At 66.0% G+C, this 19557-nt stretch carries 20 protein-coding genes; 11 read left to right on the plus strand and 9 right to left on the minus strand.

Annotation, left to right across the window (positions count from 1 at the left end; all coding sequences use genetic code 11):
• Window positions 1-10: 10 nt before the first annotated feature.
• Window positions 11-1195: an acyl-CoA dehydrogenase family protein gene (locus MJO58_RS13035; protein ID WP_090601898.1), complete on the minus strand. Its 1185-nt coding sequence runs from the start codon at window positions 1193-1195 to the stop codon at window positions 11-13.
• A 176-nt stretch (window positions 1196-1371) separates the two neighbouring features.
• Here MJO58_RS13035 and MJO58_RS13040 point away from each other — a divergent pair, with 176 nt between their 5' ends.
• The 3 genes from MJO58_RS13040 (at window position 1372) to MJO58_RS13055 (ending at window position 4346) form a co-directional block, all read left to right on the plus strand.
• Complete coding sequence (locus tag MJO58_RS13040; protein ID WP_434086368.1) at window positions 1372-2943, plus strand: flavin-containing monooxygenase; 1572 nt, start codon at window positions 1372-1374, stop codon at window positions 2941-2943.
• A complete protein-coding gene (locus MJO58_RS13045) occupies window positions 2940-3743 on the plus strand; it encodes a mycofactocin-coupled SDR family oxidoreductase (protein WP_239723056.1) in 804 nt (267 codons plus the stop codon). Before MJO58_RS13040 ends, MJO58_RS13045 begins: the two co-directional genes overlap by 4 nt.
• Before the next feature lie 114 nt (window positions 3744-3857).
• Window positions 3858-4346 carry a nuclear transport factor 2 family protein gene (locus tag MJO58_RS13055; RefSeq protein ID WP_239723057.1) on the plus strand — a complete coding sequence of 163 codons (489 nt, stop codon included), beginning with the start codon at window positions 3858-3860 and terminating at the stop codon, window positions 4344-4346.
• Here MJO58_RS13055 and MJO58_RS13060 read toward each other — a convergent pair.
• From MJO58_RS13060 to MJO58_RS13070, 3 genes are all read right to left on the minus strand, one after another.
• Complete coding sequence (locus MJO58_RS13060; RefSeq protein ID WP_239723058.1) at window positions 4343-5206, minus strand: alpha/beta fold hydrolase; 864 nt, start codon at window positions 5204-5206, stop codon at window positions 4343-4345. The genes MJO58_RS13055 and MJO58_RS13060 overlap by 4 nt on opposite strands.
• A 170-nt stretch (window positions 5207-5376) precedes the next feature.
• A complete protein-coding gene (locus tag MJO58_RS13065; protein ID WP_090601906.1) occupies window positions 5377-5817 on the minus strand; it encodes a nuclear transport factor 2 family protein in 441 nt (146 codons plus the stop codon).
• 63 nt (window positions 5818-5880) lie between these two features.
• Window positions 5881-6063 carry a hypothetical protein gene (locus MJO58_RS13070; RefSeq protein ID WP_239723059.1) on the minus strand — a complete coding sequence of 61 codons (183 nt, stop codon included), beginning with the start codon at window positions 6061-6063 and terminating at the stop codon, window positions 5881-5883.
• 180 nt (window positions 6064-6243) lie between these two features.
• On the opposite strand from MJO58_RS13070, the gene MJO58_RS13075 reads away from it, so the two are divergent.
• The 3 genes from MJO58_RS13075 to MJO58_RS13085 all read left to right on the plus strand — a co-directional run bounded on the left by MJO58_RS13075 (window position 6244) and on the right by MJO58_RS13085 (window position 9669).
• Window positions 6244-6669, plus strand: a complete 426-nt coding sequence (locus tag MJO58_RS13075) for a PPOX class F420-dependent oxidoreductase (RefSeq protein ID WP_239723060.1) — start codon at window positions 6244-6246, stop codon at window positions 6667-6669.
• A gap of 51 nt (window positions 6670-6720) precedes the next feature.
• A complete protein-coding gene (locus tag MJO58_RS13080; RefSeq protein WP_239723061.1) occupies window positions 6721-8979 on the plus strand; it encodes a molybdopterin-dependent oxidoreductase in 2259 nt (752 codons plus the stop codon).
• A 183-nt stretch (window positions 8980-9162) separates the two neighbouring features.
• A complete protein-coding gene (locus MJO58_RS13085) occupies window positions 9163-9669 on the plus strand; it encodes an isoprenylcysteine carboxyl methyltransferase family protein (protein WP_239723062.1) in 507 nt (168 codons plus the stop codon).
• A gap of 4 nt (window positions 9670-9673) precedes the next feature.
• On the opposite strand, the gene MJO58_RS13090 is transcribed toward MJO58_RS13085, so the two are convergent.
• The gene (locus MJO58_RS13090) at window positions 9674-10519 is read right to left on the minus strand and encodes an SDR family NAD(P)-dependent oxidoreductase (RefSeq protein WP_090601920.1); all 846 of its coding nucleotides are present in this window, start codon (window positions 10517-10519) and stop codon (window positions 9674-9676) included.
• Window positions 10520-10690: 171 nt separating this feature from the next.
• Here MJO58_RS13090 and MJO58_RS13095 point away from each other — a divergent pair, with 171 nt between their 5' ends.
• Window positions 10691-11707, plus strand: a complete 1017-nt coding sequence (locus MJO58_RS13095; RefSeq protein ID WP_239723063.1) for an alpha/beta hydrolase — start codon at window positions 10691-10693, stop codon at window positions 11705-11707.
• 33 nt (window positions 11708-11740) lie between these two features.
• Here MJO58_RS13095 and MJO58_RS13100 read toward each other — a convergent pair whose 3' ends face one another.
• Complete coding sequence (locus MJO58_RS13100) at window positions 11741-11944, minus strand: hypothetical protein (protein ID WP_239723064.1); 204 nt, start codon at window positions 11942-11944, stop codon at window positions 11741-11743.
• Between the two features lie 128 nt (window positions 11945-12072).
• Here MJO58_RS13100 and MJO58_RS13105 point away from each other — a divergent pair, with 128 nt between their 5' ends.
• Window positions 12073-14790, plus strand: coding sequence for an FHA domain-containing protein (locus tag MJO58_RS13105; protein ID WP_239723065.1), 2718 nt, complete (start codon window positions 12073-12075; stop codon window positions 14788-14790).
• Between the two features lie 33 nt (window positions 14791-14823).
• Here the strand turns inward: MJO58_RS13105 and MJO58_RS13110 are convergent, their stop codons facing one another.
• The 3 genes from MJO58_RS13110 to MJO58_RS13120 all read right to left on the minus strand — a co-directional run bounded on the left by MJO58_RS13110 (window position 14824) and on the right by MJO58_RS13120 (window position 16558).
• Complete coding sequence (locus tag MJO58_RS13110; protein ID WP_239723066.1) at window positions 14824-14979, minus strand: hypothetical protein; 156 nt, start codon at window positions 14977-14979, stop codon at window positions 14824-14826.
• Between the two features lie 140 nt (window positions 14980-15119).
• Window positions 15120-15944 (minus strand): hypothetical protein, encoded by an 825-nt coding sequence (locus tag MJO58_RS13115; protein ID WP_239723067.1) that lies wholly within the window; start codon window positions 15942-15944, stop codon window positions 15120-15122.
• Window positions 15941-16558 (minus strand): TetR/AcrR family transcriptional regulator, encoded by a 618-nt coding sequence (locus MJO58_RS13120; protein WP_090601931.1) that lies wholly within the window; start codon window positions 16556-16558, stop codon window positions 15941-15943. Before MJO58_RS13120 ends, MJO58_RS13115 begins: the two co-directional genes overlap by 4 nt.
• A 189-nt stretch (window positions 16559-16747) precedes the next feature.
• Between MJO58_RS13120 and MJO58_RS13125 the strand changes: the two genes are divergently transcribed.
• The 3 genes from MJO58_RS13125 to MJO58_RS13135 are packed head-to-tail and all read left to right on the plus strand — an operon-like array spanning window position 16748 to window position 19556.
• On the plus strand, window positions 16748-17938 hold the full coding sequence (locus MJO58_RS13125) for an acyl-CoA dehydrogenase family protein (protein WP_239723068.1): 1191 nt from the start codon (window positions 16748-16750) through the stop codon (window positions 17936-17938).
• Window positions 17939-17941: 3 nt separating this feature from the next.
• Window positions 17942-19063 carry an acyl-CoA dehydrogenase family protein gene (locus tag MJO58_RS13130; RefSeq protein WP_239723069.1) on the plus strand — a complete coding sequence of 374 codons (1122 nt, stop codon included), beginning with the start codon at window positions 17942-17944 and terminating at the stop codon, window positions 19061-19063.
• Window positions 19056-19556: a MaoC family dehydratase gene (locus MJO58_RS13135; RefSeq protein ID WP_090601940.1), complete on the plus strand. Its 501-nt coding sequence runs from the start codon at window positions 19056-19058 to the stop codon at window positions 19554-19556. Before MJO58_RS13130 ends, MJO58_RS13135 begins: the two co-directional genes overlap by 8 nt.
• Window position 19557 lies beyond the last annotated feature (1 nt).

The raw sequence follows: 19557 nt of genomic DNA on the forward strand, positions 1-19557 counted from the left end.
GCCCCTTCGCTCAGATCAGCGCCCGCAGCGGGCCCTCGGGTGGTTCGACGCCGAGAGAACTGAGCGCCGCCGCATGATAGGTGGTGCCGGGGACATGGATGGCATGCATCTGACCGACGTGGACGTCGCGCCAGTATCGCTGCAGGGGCTTGTCCATTCGGGCAGCGTTGCCGCCGGAGCGGGCGAAGATCTCGTCGACGGCCGACACCGCGCGCCACACCGCGCGCACCTGGGTGCGGCGTCCGGCCGCGCGGTCGGCGAACGACACTTCCTTACCGGCCGCCACCATGTCGTAGATGCGGTCGGCGTTGGTCAGCAGTTCCTGGCGCGCGGCGTTGATGTCGGCGGCGGCCTCGCCGATCGCGTGCATGACGTACGGGTCGTCCTTGATCGCGGTTCCGGTGGCGCCGACGCGCTCGCGCTGATAGTCCAGGTGCGCGGCCAGTGCGCCCTCGGCGATGCCGATCGTCGCCGACGAGATGCCCAGCGGGAACATCGTCGACCACGGCATCAGATACAGCGGCTCGGTCATCCCGGCCTCGCGCTGGGCGGTGCCGTCCATCACCTTGGTGGCATCCATCGTCCGGTAGCTCGGCACGAACGCGTCCTTGACGATCACGTCCTTGGAGCCGGTTCCCCGCAGCCCCACCACATTCCACGAATCCTCGACGATCTCGTAGTCCTTGCGTGGCAGGATCATGTGCAGCATCTGCGGCGGCATCAACGGAATGCCGTTTTCGTCACCGCGCATCGCGCCCAGGATGATCCAGTCGCAGTGGTCAGTGCCCGAGCTGAACTGCCAGCGGCCGCTGAAGAGGTACCCGCCGTCGACCGGCTTGGCCACGCCCTGCGGAGCGTACGGGGAAGCCATCCAGGTGTCGACGTCGTCGGCCCAGATCTCGGCGGCGACCCTCGGGTCCGCATACGCCAACTGGTAGGGATGCACGCCCACCACGCCGACGATCCAGCCGGCCGCCGGATCGAGCGCCGCCGTGGCCATCGTCGTCTCGGCGAACTCGCGGGGGTGGACCTCGAAGCCCTGGTACTGCTTGGTCTGCAGCAGCCGGATCAGGCCGGCGCTCTTCATCAGCTTGACCGTGTCGTCGGTAAGCCGGCCGATCTGTTCGGCCTCGGCGGCCTGGTCGCGCAACTGGTCCGCCATGGCAACTACCCGGTCGAGTACCCGGTCGCTCATATCGTTGTCCTTACGTGGGTGGGCTAAGTAATGGTCTACCGCAGTCCCCGCCCGTCCCAAAGGAAATCCCGATGAGCGGGCAGAAATACGTGTCCGGTGACCGGGAACGCCGGCGCCCAGCGCGGACCCGGCCGATAAGGTGCCTGATTGTGAATGACGCTCTCGACGTGATCGTGGTGGGAGCCGGGTTCGCCGGCTTGTACGCCTTGCACAAGCTGCGCGGGCAGGGACTGTCGGTGCGGGTGCTCGAGGCCGCACCCGAGGTCGGCGGGACCTGGTATTACAACCGGTATCCGGGCGCACGCTGTGACGTCGAAAGCGTCGACTACTGCTACTCGTTCTCGGACGAACTCCAGCGGGAGTGGAACTGGACGGAGAAGTACGCCACCCAATCCGAGATCCTTGAATACCTGAACTGGGTCGCCGACAAACTCGACCTGCGCCGCGACATCGTCTTCGGCACCCGCGTCGTTTCGGCGGTGCTCGACGAGACAACGCTGCGCTGGACGCTGAGAACCGATACGGGGCAGGCGCTCTCGACCCGGTTCGCGGTCATGGCGACAGGGCCGCTGTCCGCCGCGATGACCCCAGATTTCCCTGGCCTGGCCACCTTTGCCGGTGAGACCCACCACACCGCGCACTGGCCCCATGAGCCCGTCGACTTCACCGGCAAACGGGTGGCGGTGATCGGCACCGGATCCTCGGGCATCCAATCGATTCCGATCATCGCCGAGCAAGCCGCGCACCTGTACGTCTTTCAGCGCACCCCGAACTACAGCGTCCCGGCGGGCAACGCACCGCTGTCGCCCGCCGAACTCGACGAGATCAAGGCCGGGTACGCGCAGCGACGCGACTTGTCGTGGCGAAGCGGCGGCGGCTCTCCACACCAGACCGCCGCGAAGCCGACGATGGAATTCAGCCCGGCCGAACGGCGTGCGGCGTTCGAAAGACGATGGCAGCTGGGCGGGGTGCTGTTCTCGAAGACGTTCCCCGACCAGATCACCGACCTGGAAGCCAACGAAGAAGCGCGCAAATTCTACGAGGAGAAGGTGCGTGCGGTCATCGACGATCCAGCGGTGGCCGACCTGCTGATCCCTACCGACCATCCGATCGGGGCGAAGCGAATCTGCACCGATAGCAACTACTTTCAGACATTCAACCGACGGAACGTGACGCTGGTCAGTCTGCGTGACACCCCGATCGAATCGATCGACCCGGCGGGCATCAACACCACCGACTCGCACTACGATCTTGACATGATCGTGCTCGCAACGGGTTTCGATGCGATGACCGGAGCACTGAGTAGCATCGATATCGTCGGGCGCGACGGCGTCACGCTGCGCGAGGACTGGGCCCAGGGGCCGCGCACCTATCTCGGACTGGGTGTCGACGGTTTCCCCAACCTGTTCCTGATCTCAGGCCCGGGCGCTCCCGCTGTGCTCGCGAACATGGTGCTCCACGCGGAGGCGCAGGTCGACTGGATCGCCCAGGCGATCGGCTACCTCGACCGCCAGGGCTGCGCCGCCATCGAAGCCACCCTGGACAGCGTGGACGGCTGGGGCGCCGAATGCGCCCGGCGTGCCGAGACGACGTTGTTCACCAAGGCGAACTCGTGGTACATGGGGGCCAACGTGCCCGGAAAGCCCAGGGGCTTCATGCTGTTCGTCGGGGGATTCGCCACCTACAACGACATCTGTGCCGACGTGGCCGACGCCGGCTATCGCGGCTTCGATCTAATCAAGCGATGACCGGGTTACTCGACAAGGTCGTCGTGGTCACCGGCGCCGCTAAAGGCACCGGGCGGGTGCACTGTCAGCGCTTTGCCGAAGAAGGTGCCGACGTGATCGCTCTCGACATCGTGGCGCTGACCGACGAGTTAGCCGGTACCGCAACGGAAGTCGAACGCCGGGGCCGTCGCTGCGTCACTGGTATCGCGGACGTAAGCGACCTCGCGGCGGTGACGTCGGCGATCGACAGCGGCGTCGCCGCGCTGGGCCGCCTCGACGTCATCATCGCCAACGCCGGTGTCCACCTGCCGGGTGGCCCGTCCTGGGAACTCGACCCGCAGGTGTGGCAACGGACTCTCGACATCAATCTCTCCGGGGCCTGGCACACCGTCAGAGCCGGCGTGCCGCACATCGGCGCCGACGGTGGATCCATCATTCTGATCAGCTCTACCAACGGCCTTCGGGGGACCACGAACACCGCGCACTACACGGCCAGCAAGCACGCGATCGTCGGGTTGGCGCGCACGCTGGCGAACGAGCTGGGACCCCGCGGCATCCGGGTGAACACCGTGCACCCGGGGCCGGTCGCGACGCCGATGGTGCTCAACGAGGCGATGTACCGCAAGCTGCGGCCCGATCTGACCAACCCCACGGCGGCCGACGCGGCCGAGGTACTGCAGGCGCGCAACCTGTTGCCGGTCCCGTGGGTGGAGCCCGTCGACATCGCCAACGCCGTCGTGTTCCTGGCTTCGGATCAGGGCCGCTACATCACCGGGACTCAGCTCGTCGTCGACGCCGGCCTGACCCAGAAAACGACATGACCGGACGGCTGGCAAGCAAGACCGCGCTGATCCTGGCCTCTGACGAGGCGCGCTACACCACGGCGATCGTCCTGCCCGTCGACGCGGGCGCCACCCAGCGATGAGGAGATGACGATGACAGATCTGGCGGAATTGACGGCCCGGCTGCGCCGGCTCGAGGACGACCGCGACATCAGGCAGTTGATTGCGTCCTACGGTCCGGCCGTCGACGCCGGCGACGCGGATGCCAGCGCGCGGTTGTGGGCGATCGACGGCGTGTACGACGTCGACGGCTGGCGGATGGAAGGCCGTGCCGACGTGCACGCGATGATCGGCTCGGACGCCCACCAGAAATTGGTGAGGAAGGGTTGCTCGCACTTCCTCGGGCCATGCGTCGTCACCGTCACCGGCGACGAGGCGGTCGCGGTGTGCGAGTCGCTGGTCCTCGTCCGCGAAGACTCCGAAAAAAGGTCCTACCGGGTGTGGCGCGCCACCGCACACCATTTCGCGCTGCGCCGCATCGACGACCAGTGGCAGATCATCACCCGCACCAGCCGGGTGCTCGACGGCAATCCCGACGCGCACGCCATGCTGCTGAAAGGCCTTGCGGGAGAGCAAATTTAGGGACGGGACAGGAAGCCCAGGACCGTACTTTCGAAGGCTGCCTTGGCCTCGATCATGGCCCAGTGCCCGGAGTTCGGGAAAACATGCAGCTCTGCGTTGGGGATGGTGCGCATTGGGATCAGCGCCATATCGGGCGGACTCACCCGATCGTCGCGGCCCCACGTCAGCAGCGTGGGGGCGGCCAGCTTGTGCATCATCGCCCACGGGAAGGGCCGGTCCGAGGCAGCCATCGCGGAGTTCATCGCGGCGAACGCCGCCTTGCCGTACATCCGGCGCGCGGCGTCCAGCGTGACGGGATCGGTGGCCAGCTGCCAACGCTCCTCGATGAGTTCCTCGGTCACCAGGGCCTGGTCGTACACCATCGACTTCAACCAGTCGACGAGACGCTGCCGGGTGGGGTCCTCGACGAACTCCTGCAACAGCCGGATGCCTTCACTCGGGCTGGGACTGAAGATGTTGGTGCCGATGCCGCCAATGGTTACCAACCGGTCGACGCGGTCCGGGTTACCGATGGCGAAGTTGATGCCGACGCCGCCACCCATCGAGTTGCCGACGATGTGCGTCCTCTCGACTGCGAGGGCGTCCAGGAACGGCGACACCACGCCGAACGCCGTGACCATCGGATGGCCGCCGAAGTCGTCCGTGACCCCGAAGCCGGGGAATTCCAGGATCAGGCAGCGAAAGTGCTCGGCGAATGTCGGTAGTATCCCGCGGAAATTGCGCCAGCCGGTGACCCCGGGGCCGGAGCCGTGCAGGAACAGCAGCACCGGGCCCGAATCCGGGCCGGTGTCGTAGTAGCGCAAAGCGCCCTTCGGGGTGGTGATTTCACGCAGGTCGTGCTCGACGGAAGTATTGGCCACGCATGTCACCCTGCCATGTCGCCGCGACGCGCATGAGCGGTGTTCCGCTGATCGGCATTAATGCGTGTGCGCGCTCTTTGCTTCGAGTGCGCAGCCAGGGCGGGGATTTCGCCGACCCTTCGCCCAGGATGCACACTCAAGCCTTACGAAAGCGACTGCGCGCCAAGGATTCAGGATGGCCGGGCCATGGCGGAGTCGGCGGCCGCCCAATCCGTCGATACCTTGCGATGCTTGATCAGCCAGGTGCCACCGTCGGGCACCAAAACATCGCGATAGCGGCCGAAATGGTCGAGCCCAATGTGGGTGACGACGGTGAAGTAGCACGAGACCTGCGCCTCGCCGGGAGTCAACGAAGTGAACAGGATGTTGGCGACGTTGTGCCGAACGACCGGCTTGACGTTCGCCGCGACGGCGAGCTGGCCGGTGACACCACCGAGGAACTCGAAGATCTCGGATCGGCCCCGCAGCGGCTGCCCACCACGAACCTCGAGAACGCCGTCGACACAGAAGGTGTCGGCCAGGCCGTCGAGCCGGCCGGCGTCACCCGACCAGTTGTATCGGGCGAGGGTGTCACGGATCTGCTCGCGGGCCACCAGCTCCCACATCTCCATCACCCCGACTCCTCACCGACCGCAGGCACTCTCACAGCACCTTAGTCAGGCGGCCGCGTGCGCCTACTGGACGATGCGCGGGTGGAAGCGCTGCAACGGCTTAGGCATGACGCCGTTCAAGTCGAAAACGGCTATCATGGCCCGCAAAAGGGCGGGGGACCAGTCGTCGAGTGGGTGTGCGTCTATTCGGGCGAGCACTTCACGTCGGAGGTACTCGATGTTCATCGGGGGCTGCTGATCGGTCATGGCCGCGCCTCCGGCTCCTAGCTCCTGGGCAGGTCGTTCGGTCGTACATGACGCTAGGGCTGATGCCTCGTCGATGTATAGGTAACTTGTCAGATTCAAATGTCTCTCAAGGAATAGCGCCGCGGGTTACACACTCCGACGCCTGGGAATGAATCGTGTCGCGATGCCGTAGAACAACGCATGGAACTCAACGACGCCGCACGAAAGCTCATCGGCAAGGGTGTCGACGCCACCCTGGTCACCATCAATCCCGACGGCAGCCCCCAGGTCAGCCTGGTCTGGGTCGCTTTGCAGTCCACGCCGGACGGCGACGAACTCGTCAGCGCACACCTGGCCGACTACAAGAAGCTGCGCAATATCCGCAAGGATCCGCGGGTAGCCGTGACGATCGTGGCGATAGACGACCAGGGCATCCGGCCCCGGCCATACCTATCGATCGCCGGGACGGCGCGGATTGTCGAGGGCGGCGCCCCGGAATTACTGCGGGAACTCGACGCCCAGCTGGGAAGTCCGGATGTGCAGTTCCCCCCGGACGACGCTCCGCCTGGATACCTCAACCGCATCCGCATCGAGAAGGTCGGCGGCATGGGTCCGTGGGTGGCTTGAGCTGAACTTTTGCCACTTCCGCTACCCGGAGTATCGCAATACAGTGGGTGGATGGAACCCGGAGCTGACGGCAAACATATTCGGACCTGTCCGCTGTGTGAAGCCATGTGCGGCTTAGAAATTCACGTCGAAGCAGGTGCGGTCACGAGCATTCGCGGCAACCGCGACGACGTGTGGAGCCGCGGACATCTCTGCCCGAAGGGCGTGTCACTGGGTGCGGTGCATCACGACCCGGACCGCGTCCGCAGCCCGATGATCAAGGTCGACGGGACATGGCAGGAGGTCAGCTGGGACGCCGCGTTTCGGCGCTGCACCGAGCTGCTGACGCCGGTGATCCAGAAGTACGGGATCGGCGCGGTCACCGCCTACACCGGCAATCCGCTGGCACACTCGTTTTCGCTGGCGCGCTACGCCGGCGTGCTGATGGGGATGTCCGGGATGCCGGTCACGTATTCACCGGGGACGGTCGATCAATGGCCGAAGAACCTGTCGTCGCACCTGATGTATGGCCTGTGGTGGAACTTTCCTGTGCCCGACATCGAGCGCACCGACCTGCTGGTCATCATGGGCGCCAACCCCGCCGCGTCGCAGGGATCGCTCTTGGCCGCGCCCGACGTGATGGGCCTGATCGACGGAATCCGCCGACGCGGCAAGGTGATTGTGATCGACCCGGTGCGCACGCAGACCGCGGCACACGCCGATCAGTGGCTGCCAATCGTGCCCGGTACCGACGCGGCGCTGCTGCTGGCGGTCGCGCACACCCTCTTCGCCGAGGACCTGGTGAATCCCGGCCCGCACGTCGATGGCCACATAGATGGCATGGACACGATCCGTGAAGTCGCGGTGGACTGGCCGCCGGAGCGGGTCAGCGATGTCACCGGCATCGACGTCGACACCATCCGACGATTGGCACGCGAACTCGCCGGCGCCGAGAAATCCGTGGTGTATGGCCGAATTGGCTTGTGCAACCAGGAATTTGGCAGTCTGGCTAGCTGGATGGTCGATGTGATCAACATCTTGACCGGCCATTTCGACACCCCCGGCGGCGCGATGTTCCCCAAGCCGGCGGCCTGGTCGATTACCACGCAGCCGCTGCCCGGCCTGGAGGGCGGCCTGCCGGAATTCGGCCGCTGGCACACGCGGGTGCGCGGCGCCAAGGAGGTGCTGGGGCAGGCCCCGGTGTCGTGCATGACCGAGGAAATCGCCACACCGGGCGACGGGCAACTTAAGGCGCTGATCACGGTCGCGGGCAACCCGGTGCTGTCCACGCCCGGCGGCGACAAGCTCGACGAAGTGCTGCCGATGCTCGAGGCGATGATCTCCATCGACCTCTGGCTCAACGAGACGACGCGCCACGCCGATGTGTTCCTGCCTGGGCTGTCACCGCTCGAGCAGCCCCACCACGACGACCTGATCCTGCTGTTCGCGATCCACAGCATCGCGAATTACTCGGCGCCGGTGTTCGACCCCGGTGATCGCCCGCAAGAATGGGAGATCCTGATCCGGCTGACCGGCCTGTGCACCGGCACACCGGCCGAGGATGTCGACGTCGCGGCGATCGACGACGGCTTCTTCGATTACCTGGCCTTCACCCGTGGCGTCGACGGCGCCGAGATCCGCAAGCGCTACGACGCGGCCGGTTTGACAGGCGGGCCCGAGCGGATCCTGGACCTTACGCTGCGAACCGGTCCGTTCGGCGATCAATACGGCAAGAACCCGGGCGGGCTGACGTTGGACCTGCTCAAGGCCAATCCGAACGGCATCGACTTCGGGCCGATGGTGCCGCAGCTTCCCGACATCCTGGGCACCCCGGACAAGAAGATCCGGCTGGCTCCGCAGTACCTGCTCGACGACCTACCGCGGCTGGCAGCGCGGATGGAGCGGCCGGCCGAGCCGTTGGTCCTGGTCAGCCGACGGCACCTGCGCTCGAACAACACCTGGCTGCACAACGTGCCCGCACTGATGAAGGGCAAGGACAGGTGCACGTTGCTGATCCACCCGGACGACGCGGCGCGCTGCGGCGTGTCGGACAACGACGTCGTGACGGTGAAATCGGAGGCCGGTGAGATCAAAGTGCCCGTCGAGATCACCGATGCGATCAGACCCGGTGTCGTGTCGATGCCACACGGCTGGGGGCATGGCAAGCCGGGCACGCGCATGTCGGTCGCCAACAGCTCACCGGGCGCCAACACCAACGCCCTCTCCCTGCCGACATTTGTCGACGAGCCATCCGGTAACGGCGCCCTCAACGGGATACCGGTGACCGTCCTAGAGGATCAAGCCCGCTTCGAGGCCGCGCCGACCGGCTGACGGTATCGAAAATGTCACCGCGACAACGGTTCTGGTAATAGGCATGCCGGTCGCGACGACCATGGACACCTGGTCGACACACGGTGCGCGGTGTGGGCCGGTTCACGATCGCCCCGTTTGCTGAACCGTCGAATGCGGATCCTCGTTGCTATAGACAGAACGTCGTAGGAAGGGGGAGAAGCCATGTATTGCTACCTGCTGTTCATCGCGTTGATCAGCGTTGAGCGCCTGATCGGGCTGGTCGTCGCGCATCGAAACGCTCAATGGGCAATCGCCCACGGAGGCAAGGAATTCGGCCACGACCACTTCCCTGCGATGGTCAGCCTGCACGCCTTGCTGCTGGCGTCATGTGTGGTGGAAGTCTGGGCGCTGGGACGCCCATTCGTGCCCTGGCTGGGATGGCCGATGCTCACCGTCGTGGCGCTCAGCTGTGTCGTCCGCTGGCGCTGCGCCGCGGCGCTGGGTAGGCACTGGAATCCGCGGCTGATTGTGATCCCGGGCGCGCCGCTGGTGCGGCGTGGTCCGTATCGATGGGTGCGTCACCCCGACTACATCGCCGTCGTCGCGGAGGTCGCGGCACTGCCGCTGATCCATTCGGCCTGGTTGACGGCGATCGTGTTCAGCATCGCCAACGCGGTGCTGCTCAACGTGCGAATCCGGCTGGAAAACGCGGCATTGACCTACGTCTGAGCGATCAGGGGGCGATGGGCCGGTTCGTCCACTCCCGGTCGGCCCGCCGCGACGAACGGAACCATCCGCCGGCCGCGCCGGTGCCGCCGTCGGTGGGGATGGTGTGACCCGTGACGAAGGCCGATAGGTCTGAGGCCAGGAACAGGATCACGCGGGCCTGGTCCTCGGGCAGCCCCATCCGTCCGGCCGGAACCCACTGCGGCCATTGCGCCTGCTCCTCGGCCGTCAGCCACTGCGAGTAGGGCACCTGTAGCGATTCGGTGACATCAGGGCCAATCGCGTTGACGCGCACACCGTCCCGACCCACCTGAACCGCGAGGCTGCGGGTGAAATGAATGACGGCCGCCTTGAACGCGGCGTAGACCGGGTCCTCGGGGTAACCGCGCAGCCCTTCGACCGAGGAGACGTTGACGATCGAGCCGCGGCGTTGGCCCACCATCGCCGGCAGGAACGCGCGGGTGACCAGAAATACGTGGTGCAGGTTGATCCGGTAGAGCTCGTCCCACAATTGCGGATCGGTGTCGACGAAATTGCCGGGGTGGCGCAGCCAATGCCCGACATTGTTGACCAACACATCGATTCGGCCGAACCGATCGAGCACCGATCGTGCCAGGGCGGCAACCTGATCGGCGTCGCGTACGTCGGCAACGATCGGCACAGCCACCCCACCCGACACCGAGATTTGATCGGCGGTCTGCCCCGCGAGTCCGGCGTCGATATCGGCGATCACTACCTGGGCACCGTTTCGGGCGAACAACTGCGCCGTGGCCGCCCCGATGCCGCCACCGCCGCCGGTGACCACCGCCACCCGGTCGGCCAGCATCGCACCGCTGTCAGTTGCCTGCTCCATGCTCACATCTTCGGGCACTCGGTGAGACCATTCGGCATCGAGGGCAGCGCCGGCGCACAAGTTAACGTGGAAGTACCCACGCTTGTGCCCGCCAAACGGCGAGAAAGCCAGCGTCCCTCAATGGTTCACCTGCGATTATTGCCGCGACAAGATGGGTATTCTGCCGCCCTTATGAGTGGATTGAAAACGGCTGGCAAACCCACGCGTCGGATTCACCATCGTCGCAGCCCGCAATCGATCGCCGTGTCTATGGCCAGTCGTGTGATCGTGAAGAACGTAGTGCGCGCCTGGGCGCTGCAGCCGAATCTGCACTGGCCTTTAGGGCAGATCGACGGATTTGTGGGCTTGCTGCCTCGTGCCAAATCCGCCGCCCGGGTTGAGCCGGTACGCCTTGACCACTGCCGCGCCGAATGGGTCTGCGCACCCGGTGTATCGCCGACGCGGGCAATTCTGTATCTGCACGGCGGGGCCTTTCTCACCTGCGGCGTCAACACCCACCGGGCTCTGGTCAGTCGCTTGTCGCGGATGGCCGATGCCGGCGTGCTGATCGTCGGATACCGGAAACTGCCCTCGCACCAGATCGTCGACGCGATTGACGACGGCCTCTGCGGACTGCGCTGGTTACAGCAGCGCGGCTACGACCCCGGCCGCGTGGTTGTTGCGGGCGACTCGGCGGGTGGTTATCTCGCGTTCATGACGACACTGGCCGCGATCCGCACGCGGGTGGCTACGCCGGCCGGCGTAGCCACCGTGTCTCCGTTCACGGATGCGGACCCGACCCGAAAGCTCAAGCACCGCAACGCACGTAAGTGCTCGATGTTCACCGCCGGGGCGTTGTCGATATTTTCGCGGTACCTCAGCGAGGTTCAGCTGCCGGTCGGTCGTTCGACGGGTCATGTTGTATCGCCGGTCGACGCCGACTTATCGGCACTCCCGCCTGTAACCATCCACGCTGGTGCCGACGAGCTGCTGCTCCCGGACGCCGAACTGATGGCGGAACGCTTGGCAGCCAACGGGATCCGCTGCGACTTGCACGTCTGGGAGGGCCAAATTCACGACTTTCCGTTGGCGGCCGATGTTCTGCCCGAGGGTCGGCGGGCCATCCGGTACCTCGGGGATTTCGTCAAAGAAGTCACCGCCGAGTCTTGGCGCCGCGGGAGCGGACAGGTCAGCGCCGCGGCAGGATAGCGTGGCGCCCGCGAATAATACTGCGCTGCAGTATCATTCGCGCTCGTAGAAGTCCGGGTCGTCGACGACCATCTGCCGCTGTTCCTGCCAATCGAAATCCGTTGCCTCCAACGGCACATCGGTGTCGTAGGGCCAGGCCGCCGGGTCGTCGTCAGATGAAGACTCGCCGGTCGTGCGTTGTTGCTCAACGGCGTCGGCAATGGGCACGTCGTCGGGGAACTCGCCGTTCTCCTGCATGCGCGTCGGGTTACCCGAGCCGCCGCCCCCGAAACCCGTGCATTCTCGTCGTGCCAGGGCTGCAAAGCGGACACCGGCGGCAACGCGTATCGGCGACCAGTCCCCGCTTTGGCCCCGACGCCGATACAGTGGGGCTCGTGAGCCGAGCAGCCCCACCTGTGCTGACCGTGCGGTACGAGGGATCCGAAAGGACCTTTGCACCCGGCAACGATGTGGTCATCGGGCGTGACTTGCGGGCGGACGTCCGCGTTGCGCATCCGTTGATTTCCCGAATACACCTGGTGCTGCGCTTCGATCAGGGCCGGTGGATCGCCATCGACAACGGCAGCCTCAACGGTTTGTACGTCAACAATCGCCGGGTCCCGGCCGTCGACATCCAGGACGGTCAACGGGTCAACATCGGCAACCCGGACGGGCCGACGGTGACCTTCGAGGTCGGGCGCCATCAGGGTCTGGCGGGAACGCCACCACTAACGACGTCGATCCCTATCGTCAACCCGCTTGCCGGGCCGGCGGATCCGCGGCTGGCCCAGGGCCGCCCACCGACCGGTTCGCTGTCGCAGGGACTGCCGCCGCAGCCACCGGCGAGCCCGTCACGGCCAATGCCGACACATCAGACCCCGCCATCGCAAGCCGGCCCGCCATCGGGGCCCCTTCCGACATACCCGACCGGCGCGCAACCGAGCCACGCGTCCGGTCCGGTGCAACAGCACCACCCGACCGGCACCCAACCCGCCGGCCCGGCCAGCGGACCGATGTCGTCACCGCACATTTACCGGCCACAGCCGGCCCAGGTTCCGCCGGCCGCGCCGGTCGATCCTCCGACCGCCCTGACGGGCCGCGTCGGTGGCGGCGACAGCTCGAACCTGGCGACCTCGATGATGAAGATCCTGCGGCCGGGCAAGGCGGGCGTCGACGCGCCGGGCGCGATCAAGATCGGCCGTGCCAACGACAACGACATCGTCATTCCCGAGGTCCTGGCCTCGCGGCACCACGCGACATTGATCCCGACGCCGACGGGCACCGAGATCCATGACAACCGCAGCATCAACGGCACCTTCGTCAATGGTCAGCGTGTCGACTCCGCGTTGCTGAAGGACGGCGACGTCGTCACGATCGGCAACATCGACCTGGTGTTCGCCGGCGGCACGCTGGCCCGCCGGGACGCCGACACCGCGGCGCAGACCCGCCTCGGCGGTCTGGATGTGCGCGGGGTGACCTGGACGATCGAAAACAACAAGACACTGCTCGACGACATTTCGTTGGGCGCCAGTCCCGGAACGCTCACCGCGGTGATCGGTCCGTCCGGCGCGGGCAAGTCGACCTTCGCGCGGCTGGTCGCCGGATACACCCACCCCACGAACGGCACGGTCGCGTTCGAGGGCCACAACGTTCACGCCGAATACGCCTCACTGCGCAGCAGGATCGGGATGGTGCCGCAAGACGACGTGGTCCACGGTCAGCTGACCGTGGAGCAGGCGCTGGGCTACGCGGCCGAGCTCCGGCTGCCGCCCGACACCACCAAGGCCGACCGTGAGCAAGTGGTGGCCCGGGTGCTCGAGGAGCTCGAGATGACCCAGCACCTGCACACCCGGGTCGACAAGCTGTCCGGTGGTCAGCGCAAGCGCGCTTCGGTGGCGCTGGAGTTGCTGACGGGGCCATCGCTGCTGATCCTCGACGAGCCGACGTCCGGCCTGGACCCGGCGCTGGACCGGCAGGTCATGACGATGCTGCGGCAGTTGGCCGACGCCGGTCGGGTGGTGCTCGTGGTCACCCACTCGCTGACCTACCTGGACGTCTGCGACCAGGTACTGCTGCTGGCTCCCGGCGGCAAGACCGCGTTCTGCGGCCCACCCGCGCAAATCGGTCCGGCCATGGGGACGACGAACTGGGCCGACATCTTCAGTTCGGTTGCCGGTGATCCCGACGCGGCCAAGGCGAAATACCTGGCGCGGACCGGGCCGCCGCCACCGCCGCCGCCGGCGGAGAAGCCGGCCGAGATCGGCGATCCGTCGCACACCAGCCTGCTGCGGCAGTTCTCCACGATCGCGCGGCGCCAGATCCGGTTGATCGTCTCCGACCGCGGCTATTTCATCTTCCTGGCGTTGCTGCCGTTCATCATGGGTTCGCTGTCGATGTCGGTGCCGGGCAACGTCGGCTTCGGCATTCCGAACCCGGTGGGCGACGCTCCCACCGAGCCCGGGCAGATCCTGGTGCTGCTGAATGTCGGGGCGGTGTTCATGGGGACCGCGTTGACGATCCGAGATCTCATCGGCGAGCGCGCCATCTTCCTGCGAGAACAGGCGGTCGGCCTGTCCACCACCGCCTATTTGTTGGCGAAGGTCTGCGTCTACACCGTGTTCGCGATCGTGCAGTCGGGCATCGTCACCGTGATCACGCTGCTGGGCAAGGGCGGTCCCACCCGGGGTGCTGCGGCGCTGGGGAAGGCGCCGCTGGAGCTTTTCGTCGACGTCGCCGCGACCACCGTCGCCTCGGCGATGCTCGGGTTGGCTCTGTCGGCGATCGCCAAGTCCAACGATCAGATCATGCCCCTGCTGGTGGTCGCGGTCATGTCGCAGCTGGTGTTCTCGGGCGGCATGATTCCGGTCACCGGCCGCATCGGACTCGACCAGATGTCCTGGGCCACCCCGGCACGATGGGGTTTCGCGGCATCGGCGTCGACCGTCGACCTGACCAAGTTGGAACCCGGTCCTCAGGTCCCGAAGGACGCGCTGTGGCATCACAATGCCGGAACGTGGTGGTTCAACTTCGGCATGCTGATCGCAATCAGCACGTTCTATCTGAGCTTCGTGCGCTGGAAGATTCGCCTCAAAGGTGGGCGCTGACCACGACCCGGCGGGCGGCGATGCCAGTACTGGCTAGGCTCCCTTGCGGACCGTCTGCAGGGACGCGGCGTGCATCCGATCTGACAGCTCAAGGAGATCGTGCTCGCCGATGCCCTGGGGCAGGGTGTACGCCAGCCGACGCAATTCAACGGCGTAGTCGCGCAACTCCTGGCGGAGGCGCGTCTCCATAGTCGGCATGACTTCTCCCGATCTTCGATCCGCCAATTTCAAGATCATCGCAGGCCGGCCCTATTTCTGCGACGCGGCCGACGGGTTTTAACGGGAGTTTGACAGCGTATTTACAGAACGACCATCTCGGTGGACGGCGGTCACGGGTGTGCGGCAACGAATGTCTCGTTTGGAACACCCGCGGCGAGCCCGGCGACGTCGAATGGCGCGTCGAGGCGGGCGTGCAGTTGTTCTCGATCGGTGAGAAGGCTGATCTCGGCGGTCTGACGGGCGATCAGTCGCCCGAAAGTCGGGTAAAGCCAACGCATTACGGCTCGCTCCGTGTTGCTGCAACGCGCCGCGCAATAACCGACATGGCCCAGCTCGTCGGTCAGGATCTCGGTGTAGAGGCGTTCGATTCGCGCGGCGACGTCTGGCTCGTCGGCGAACAATTCGACGCCGACGCGGCGTAGTTCGTCGAACATGATGCAGCCCGCCATTTCTGCGGCGCCGACGAACGGGAACCCGAACCGCTCGGGCAGAAACACTTCCATCTTGACGAATTGGCGCATCACGAACGGCGGCACCACCACCTGGAACGGCAGACCGAAAATGTCGAGCACGTAGGCCAATAGCCGGGTGTGGTAGTGCTCCTCGAGCGCGAGGTAGATCCGCTCGGGCGGCTCGTCCTCGCCGCCGATGCGCCCGTAGGTGTCGCCGAGGTCCACGCCGAACCGCTCGGCCTGGTTCAGCTTCGCGGTGGCCAACAGGAACAGCATCTCCCGTGACAAGCCCGGTTCGGGCCGGCGGCGGCGCAGGTTCCGCAGAAACACCTGCCGATCGATTGGACGAGCCGAACGCACCGGGTCGACTTCCAATGACGTGAAGAAGTCTTCACGGTTTCCCAGCCGACGATGCAGCAGGTCGGCGTCGCCGTCCCGGTGCGCGAGGTAGTCCCGGTAACCGTCGATACCTGTGCCGGTCATATTGGCTCCATTCCTTTGACGATCGTTTTGACGAAGCGGTCTAACAGCCCGGCACGCGTCTTCGACGCTCCGCCGGTGACTAACAGGGCGAACAGGCCGGTCAAAAAGATCACCCCGAGCTCGTCGGCGTTGGCATCCGACGACACCTGTCGCGCGGATTGGGCTTGCTTGATTGCGGCGATGACGAATTCGGCCAACGGATGCTCAGCGGTCTCATCCTCGATGGGGCGGGTCGCGGAGAAGTGCAATCCCAACATGTCCCTGAAGACCACTGGGCCGAGCCGTTCTTCGGCGGCGAGCACCTGACGTATCAGCAGCTGCAGCATTGACGACAGGTCGCCGGCCCCGCTCGTCTTGGCGGCGAGTTTGGCCACGATTTTGGTTTCTTCGGCCCGCTCCAGCTCGACGAGGATGTGCTCTTTGGTCGGAAAGTGGAAGTAGAAGGTGCCCCGCGCGACCCCGGTGGCCGCGGCGATGGCCGCGACGTCGGTACCCGCCAATCCGGATCGCCCGATCTCGGCGACCGCAGCATCGAAAAGACGCGCGCGCGTTTGGAGTCGCTGCGCCTCACGACCGACCGGGGTAGTCCGGGAGGCCGGTGTCGTCGACGGCATGGCAGGAAACGTACGGGTTTCACTGGCGGGTGTCAATGACGGCTGTCAGCGAAACTTCATGACGCAGTCCGCGGGGCGGACCAAGCCCGGCCCGGGCGTAACCTCTGTGCGAAATGGCGGTCGAAATCTCGCAGCGGCGTTACGCTGACGCGGCCAGAAGAAGGGGTCGAAAGGGTGAGGTGGGCCGGAATGGATTTCGAACTCGACGCCGGGCAGTACGCGTGGCTGACCGAGGTTCGCGAATTCCTTTCCGAGAACGTCACCCCGGAATTGAGGGCCGAACTGGCCGAGCACGATCTCGAATTGCCCAACGGCGAGGTGGCCCGTTTTCGCCGCAAGATCGGTGCCAAGGGTTGGTTCGGACTGAACTGGCCGCGTGAGTACGGCGGTCTCGCCGGACAGGGAGGCCTCGGCGCGGTGCATCAACATCTGCTGATGAGCGAATTCGAATACGCCGGCGTGCCCGGGCCCGATCTCACGGTCACGTCGGTAGCGCCGATGATCATGCGGCACGGCACCGAGCAGAACAAGACCGAATGGCTTCCGATGATCGCCAAGGGCGAAATGATCTGCGCCGTCGGCTATTCCGAGGCCGAGGCCGGAACGGACCTGGCTAGCCTGCGGACTCGGGCGACGCGAGATGGCGACCATTGGGTGATCAACGGCAGCAAGATCTGGAACAGCGGGGCGCAGCGCGCCACCCACGAGTGGCTCTGTGTGCGAACGGATCCGAACGGTGTGCGCCATCGCGGGATTTCGGTCATCATCGTGCCTATCGACAGCCCGGGGGTCTCGATCCGGCCGCTGTACGCGTGGTCGGGCTACCGCACCAACGAGGTCCATTTCGACGATGTGCGGGTCCCTGTCTCGAACCTGATCGGAGAGGTCAACCGCGGCTGGACTTACATCACCGGCGCGCTCGATCTGGAACGCGGAGCGCTGACCAATGCCGGCGATCTGCGTCGGGCGGTGGACGAGTTATGCGACCTGGCCCGCCGCCCGCGACGCGACGGTTCGGTGCCCGCCGACGATGCGGGCCTGCGGCGCCGGCTGGCGCAGGCCGAGGCCGACGTCGAGGTGGCGACGTTGACGGGTTACGAGGCCTCCTCGATCCTGGACAGCGGCGTGATTCCCACCGTCGAGGTCAGCGTCGAGAAGATCTTCACCAGTGAACTGCGGCAGCGTATCGCCGATCTGGCGCTCGATCTGCTCGGCCCCGACGGACTGCTCGCCCATCGCAACGAAAGCGCCCCTCTGGCAGGCAAATTCGAGCGGCTGTATCGGGCCGCTCCATTGATGCGCTTCGGTGGCGGCACCAACGAGGTGCTCCGTGATGTGATCGCCCAGCGTGGCCATGGAATGCCGTCCTATGGGCGGTGAGGCGTGAAAGCGATCCCCACCGCTGAACAGCGCGATTTCGCCTCGTCGGTGCGCGCCCTGCTGGCCGCGGAGTGCCCGGTGAGTCTGGTGCGTGCACTCGCTGAACCGGGCGCCGACCGAAGCACCCCGGCGCTGTGGAACACCCTGGCCGACGCCGGTGTGTTCGGGCTCGCCGTCGCCGAGGAGTACGGCGGGTCGGGTGGCTCGCTGGACGACCTCGCCGTGTTCTATACCGAGGCCGGCCGCGGCCTGTGCCCCACGGCAGTGCACAGCACCATCGCGGCGGCGCTGGCGATCGACCAGCTCGGTTCGTCGGACGTCAAGGCCGCGTGGCTGCCGGGTCTGGCAGGCGGGAAGGTCCGCGGCACGACGGCGTTGTGGAATGTCGCCGACGCCTCGGATATTTCGCCTAAGCTGCATGCGGATTCGGGCTCATCCGGCTGGCGGCTCAACGGAATAGCCGACTATGTCGCCGACGCCGACGTCGCGGACCTGATCGTGGTGTCAGCCTCGGCGGGCGGGCGCACGCTGGTCTTCGCCGTTGCCGCCCGCGCGACCGGGGTGAGCATGGAGCCGCTGGCCATGGCAGGCGGATACCGGGCGTTCACGGTCCGGTTCGACGATGTGACGGTCGGCGCCGAAGCGCTGCTCGACGCTGACCCACCGGATCGGACCGCGTTGCGCCGCTTGGCCAATGCGGCGGTGTCGTTGGTATCACTTGACCTGGTCGGGGTCGGTCAGGCGGTGCTGGACCGCACCGTCGAGTACACCAAGCTGCGTCATCAGTTCGGCCGTCCGATCGCCTCGTTCCAGGCGGCACAGCATCTGATCGCCAACATGCACATTGCCTTGGCGGCGGCGCGATTGGCCGCGCATTCCGCCGTCTTCTGGATCGGGCGAGGACAGCCGGCGACCCGCCAAACCGCCATTGCGCGTATGCATTCCGCGACAGCGGCCCGGCGGGTCACGCTGGATGCGCATCAGCTGCACGGCGGGATCGGTTACGTGACCGAAACCGATCTGCACTTGTGGACCGAGCGGGCAAGGCTCGGTTCAACTCTCGGCGGTGGGGCAGAAGTCGCCGCGGTCTGGCTGGAGGAAACGTTGGAGGAAACCCGTGAGTGAGGACACCCTGATCGACGCCGAGTCGGCGTCGCGCGTGGGTACCGTCGCCGCGACCGCGACCGGCGAGGTGAATCGGCGTGATTGGCAGCGGTGGGCGGCGGCGGTCGGTGACCACAATCCGCTGTACTTCGATCCGGACTACGCCCGCGCCAACGGCTTTCGCGACATCGTTTGCCCGCCGCTGTATCTGCAGTACGCGGTGCTCGGCGTCGCGCGACTCGATTCGTTGCGGCCGGACGGTTCCTCGGGTGCGGTTTCGGGAAGTCTCGCGTTTCCACGTGCTCCCAAACGGATGGCCGGTGGTGAGAGCTTCACCTTTCATCTGCCGTCCTATCACCGCGACGAGATCGAAATGGTGCGCACCGTCGAGTCCATCGTCGAAAAGCGCGGTCGCTCCGGCAAATTCGTGTTGGTCACCTGGCGCACGGTGTACCACAACCAGCACAACGAGCTGGTCGCCGAAGCGTCGACGTCGATGATCGCCCGACCCTAGG

Source organism: Mycobacterium lentiflavum, from assembly GCF_022374895.2.
GTDB classification, from domain to species: Bacteria; Actinomycetota; Actinomycetes; order Mycobacteriales; family Mycobacteriaceae; genus Mycobacterium; species Mycobacterium lentiflavum.

What these genes read in the sequence shown, in the direction of transcription:
- MJO58_RS13035 (WP_090601898.1), bottom strand. Translation starts at nt 1,195, where the DNA reads ATGAGCGACCGGGTACTCGACCGGGTAGTTGCCATGGCGGACCAGTTG.
- MJO58_RS13045 (WP_239723056.1), top strand. Translation starts at nt 2,940, where the DNA reads ATGACCGGGTTACTCGACAAGGTCGTCGTGGTCACCGGCGCCGCTAAA.
- MJO58_RS13055 (WP_239723057.1), top strand. Translation starts at nt 3,858, where the DNA reads ATGACAGATCTGGCGGAATTGACGGCCCGGCTGCGCCGGCTCGAGGAC.
- MJO58_RS13065 (WP_090601906.1), bottom strand. Translation starts at nt 5,817, where the DNA reads ATGGAGATGTGGGAGCTGGTGGCCCGCGAGCAGATCCGTGACACCCTC.
- MJO58_RS13070 (WP_239723059.1), bottom strand. Translation starts at nt 6,063, where the DNA reads ATGACCGATCAGCAGCCCCCGATGAACATCGAGTACCTCCGACGTGAA.
- MJO58_RS13075 (WP_239723060.1), top strand. Translation starts at nt 6,244, where the DNA reads ATGGAACTCAACGACGCCGCACGAAAGCTCATCGGCAAGGGTGTCGAC.
- MJO58_RS13080 (WP_239723061.1), top strand. Translation starts at nt 6,721, where the DNA reads ATGGAACCCGGAGCTGACGGCAAACATATTCGGACCTGTCCGCTGTGT.
- MJO58_RS13085 (WP_239723062.1), top strand. Translation starts at nt 9,163, where the DNA reads ATGTATTGCTACCTGCTGTTCATCGCGTTGATCAGCGTTGAGCGCCTG.
- MJO58_RS13090 (WP_090601920.1), bottom strand. Translation starts at nt 10,519, where the DNA reads ATGGAGCAGGCAACTGACAGCGGTGCGATGCTGGCCGACCGGGTGGCG.
- MJO58_RS13095 (WP_239723063.1), top strand. Translation starts at nt 10,691, where the DNA reads ATGAGTGGATTGAAAACGGCTGGCAAACCCACGCGTCGGATTCACCAT.
- MJO58_RS13100 (WP_239723064.1), bottom strand. Translation starts at nt 11,944, where the DNA reads ATGCAGGAGAACGGCGAGTTCCCCGACGACGTGCCCATTGCCGACGCC.
- MJO58_RS13110 (WP_239723066.1), bottom strand. Translation starts at nt 14,979, where the DNA reads ATGGAGACGCGCCTCCGCCAGGAGTTGCGCGACTACGCCGTTGAATTG.
- MJO58_RS13115 (WP_239723067.1), bottom strand. Translation starts at nt 15,944, where the DNA reads ATGACCGGCACAGGTATCGACGGTTACCGGGACTACCTCGCGCACCGG.
- MJO58_RS13120 (WP_090601931.1), bottom strand. Translation starts at nt 16,558, where the DNA reads ATGCCGTCGACGACACCGGCCTCCCGGACTACCCCGGTCGGTCGTGAG.
- MJO58_RS13125 (WP_239723068.1), top strand. Translation starts at nt 16,748, where the DNA reads ATGGATTTCGAACTCGACGCCGGGCAGTACGCGTGGCTGACCGAGGTT.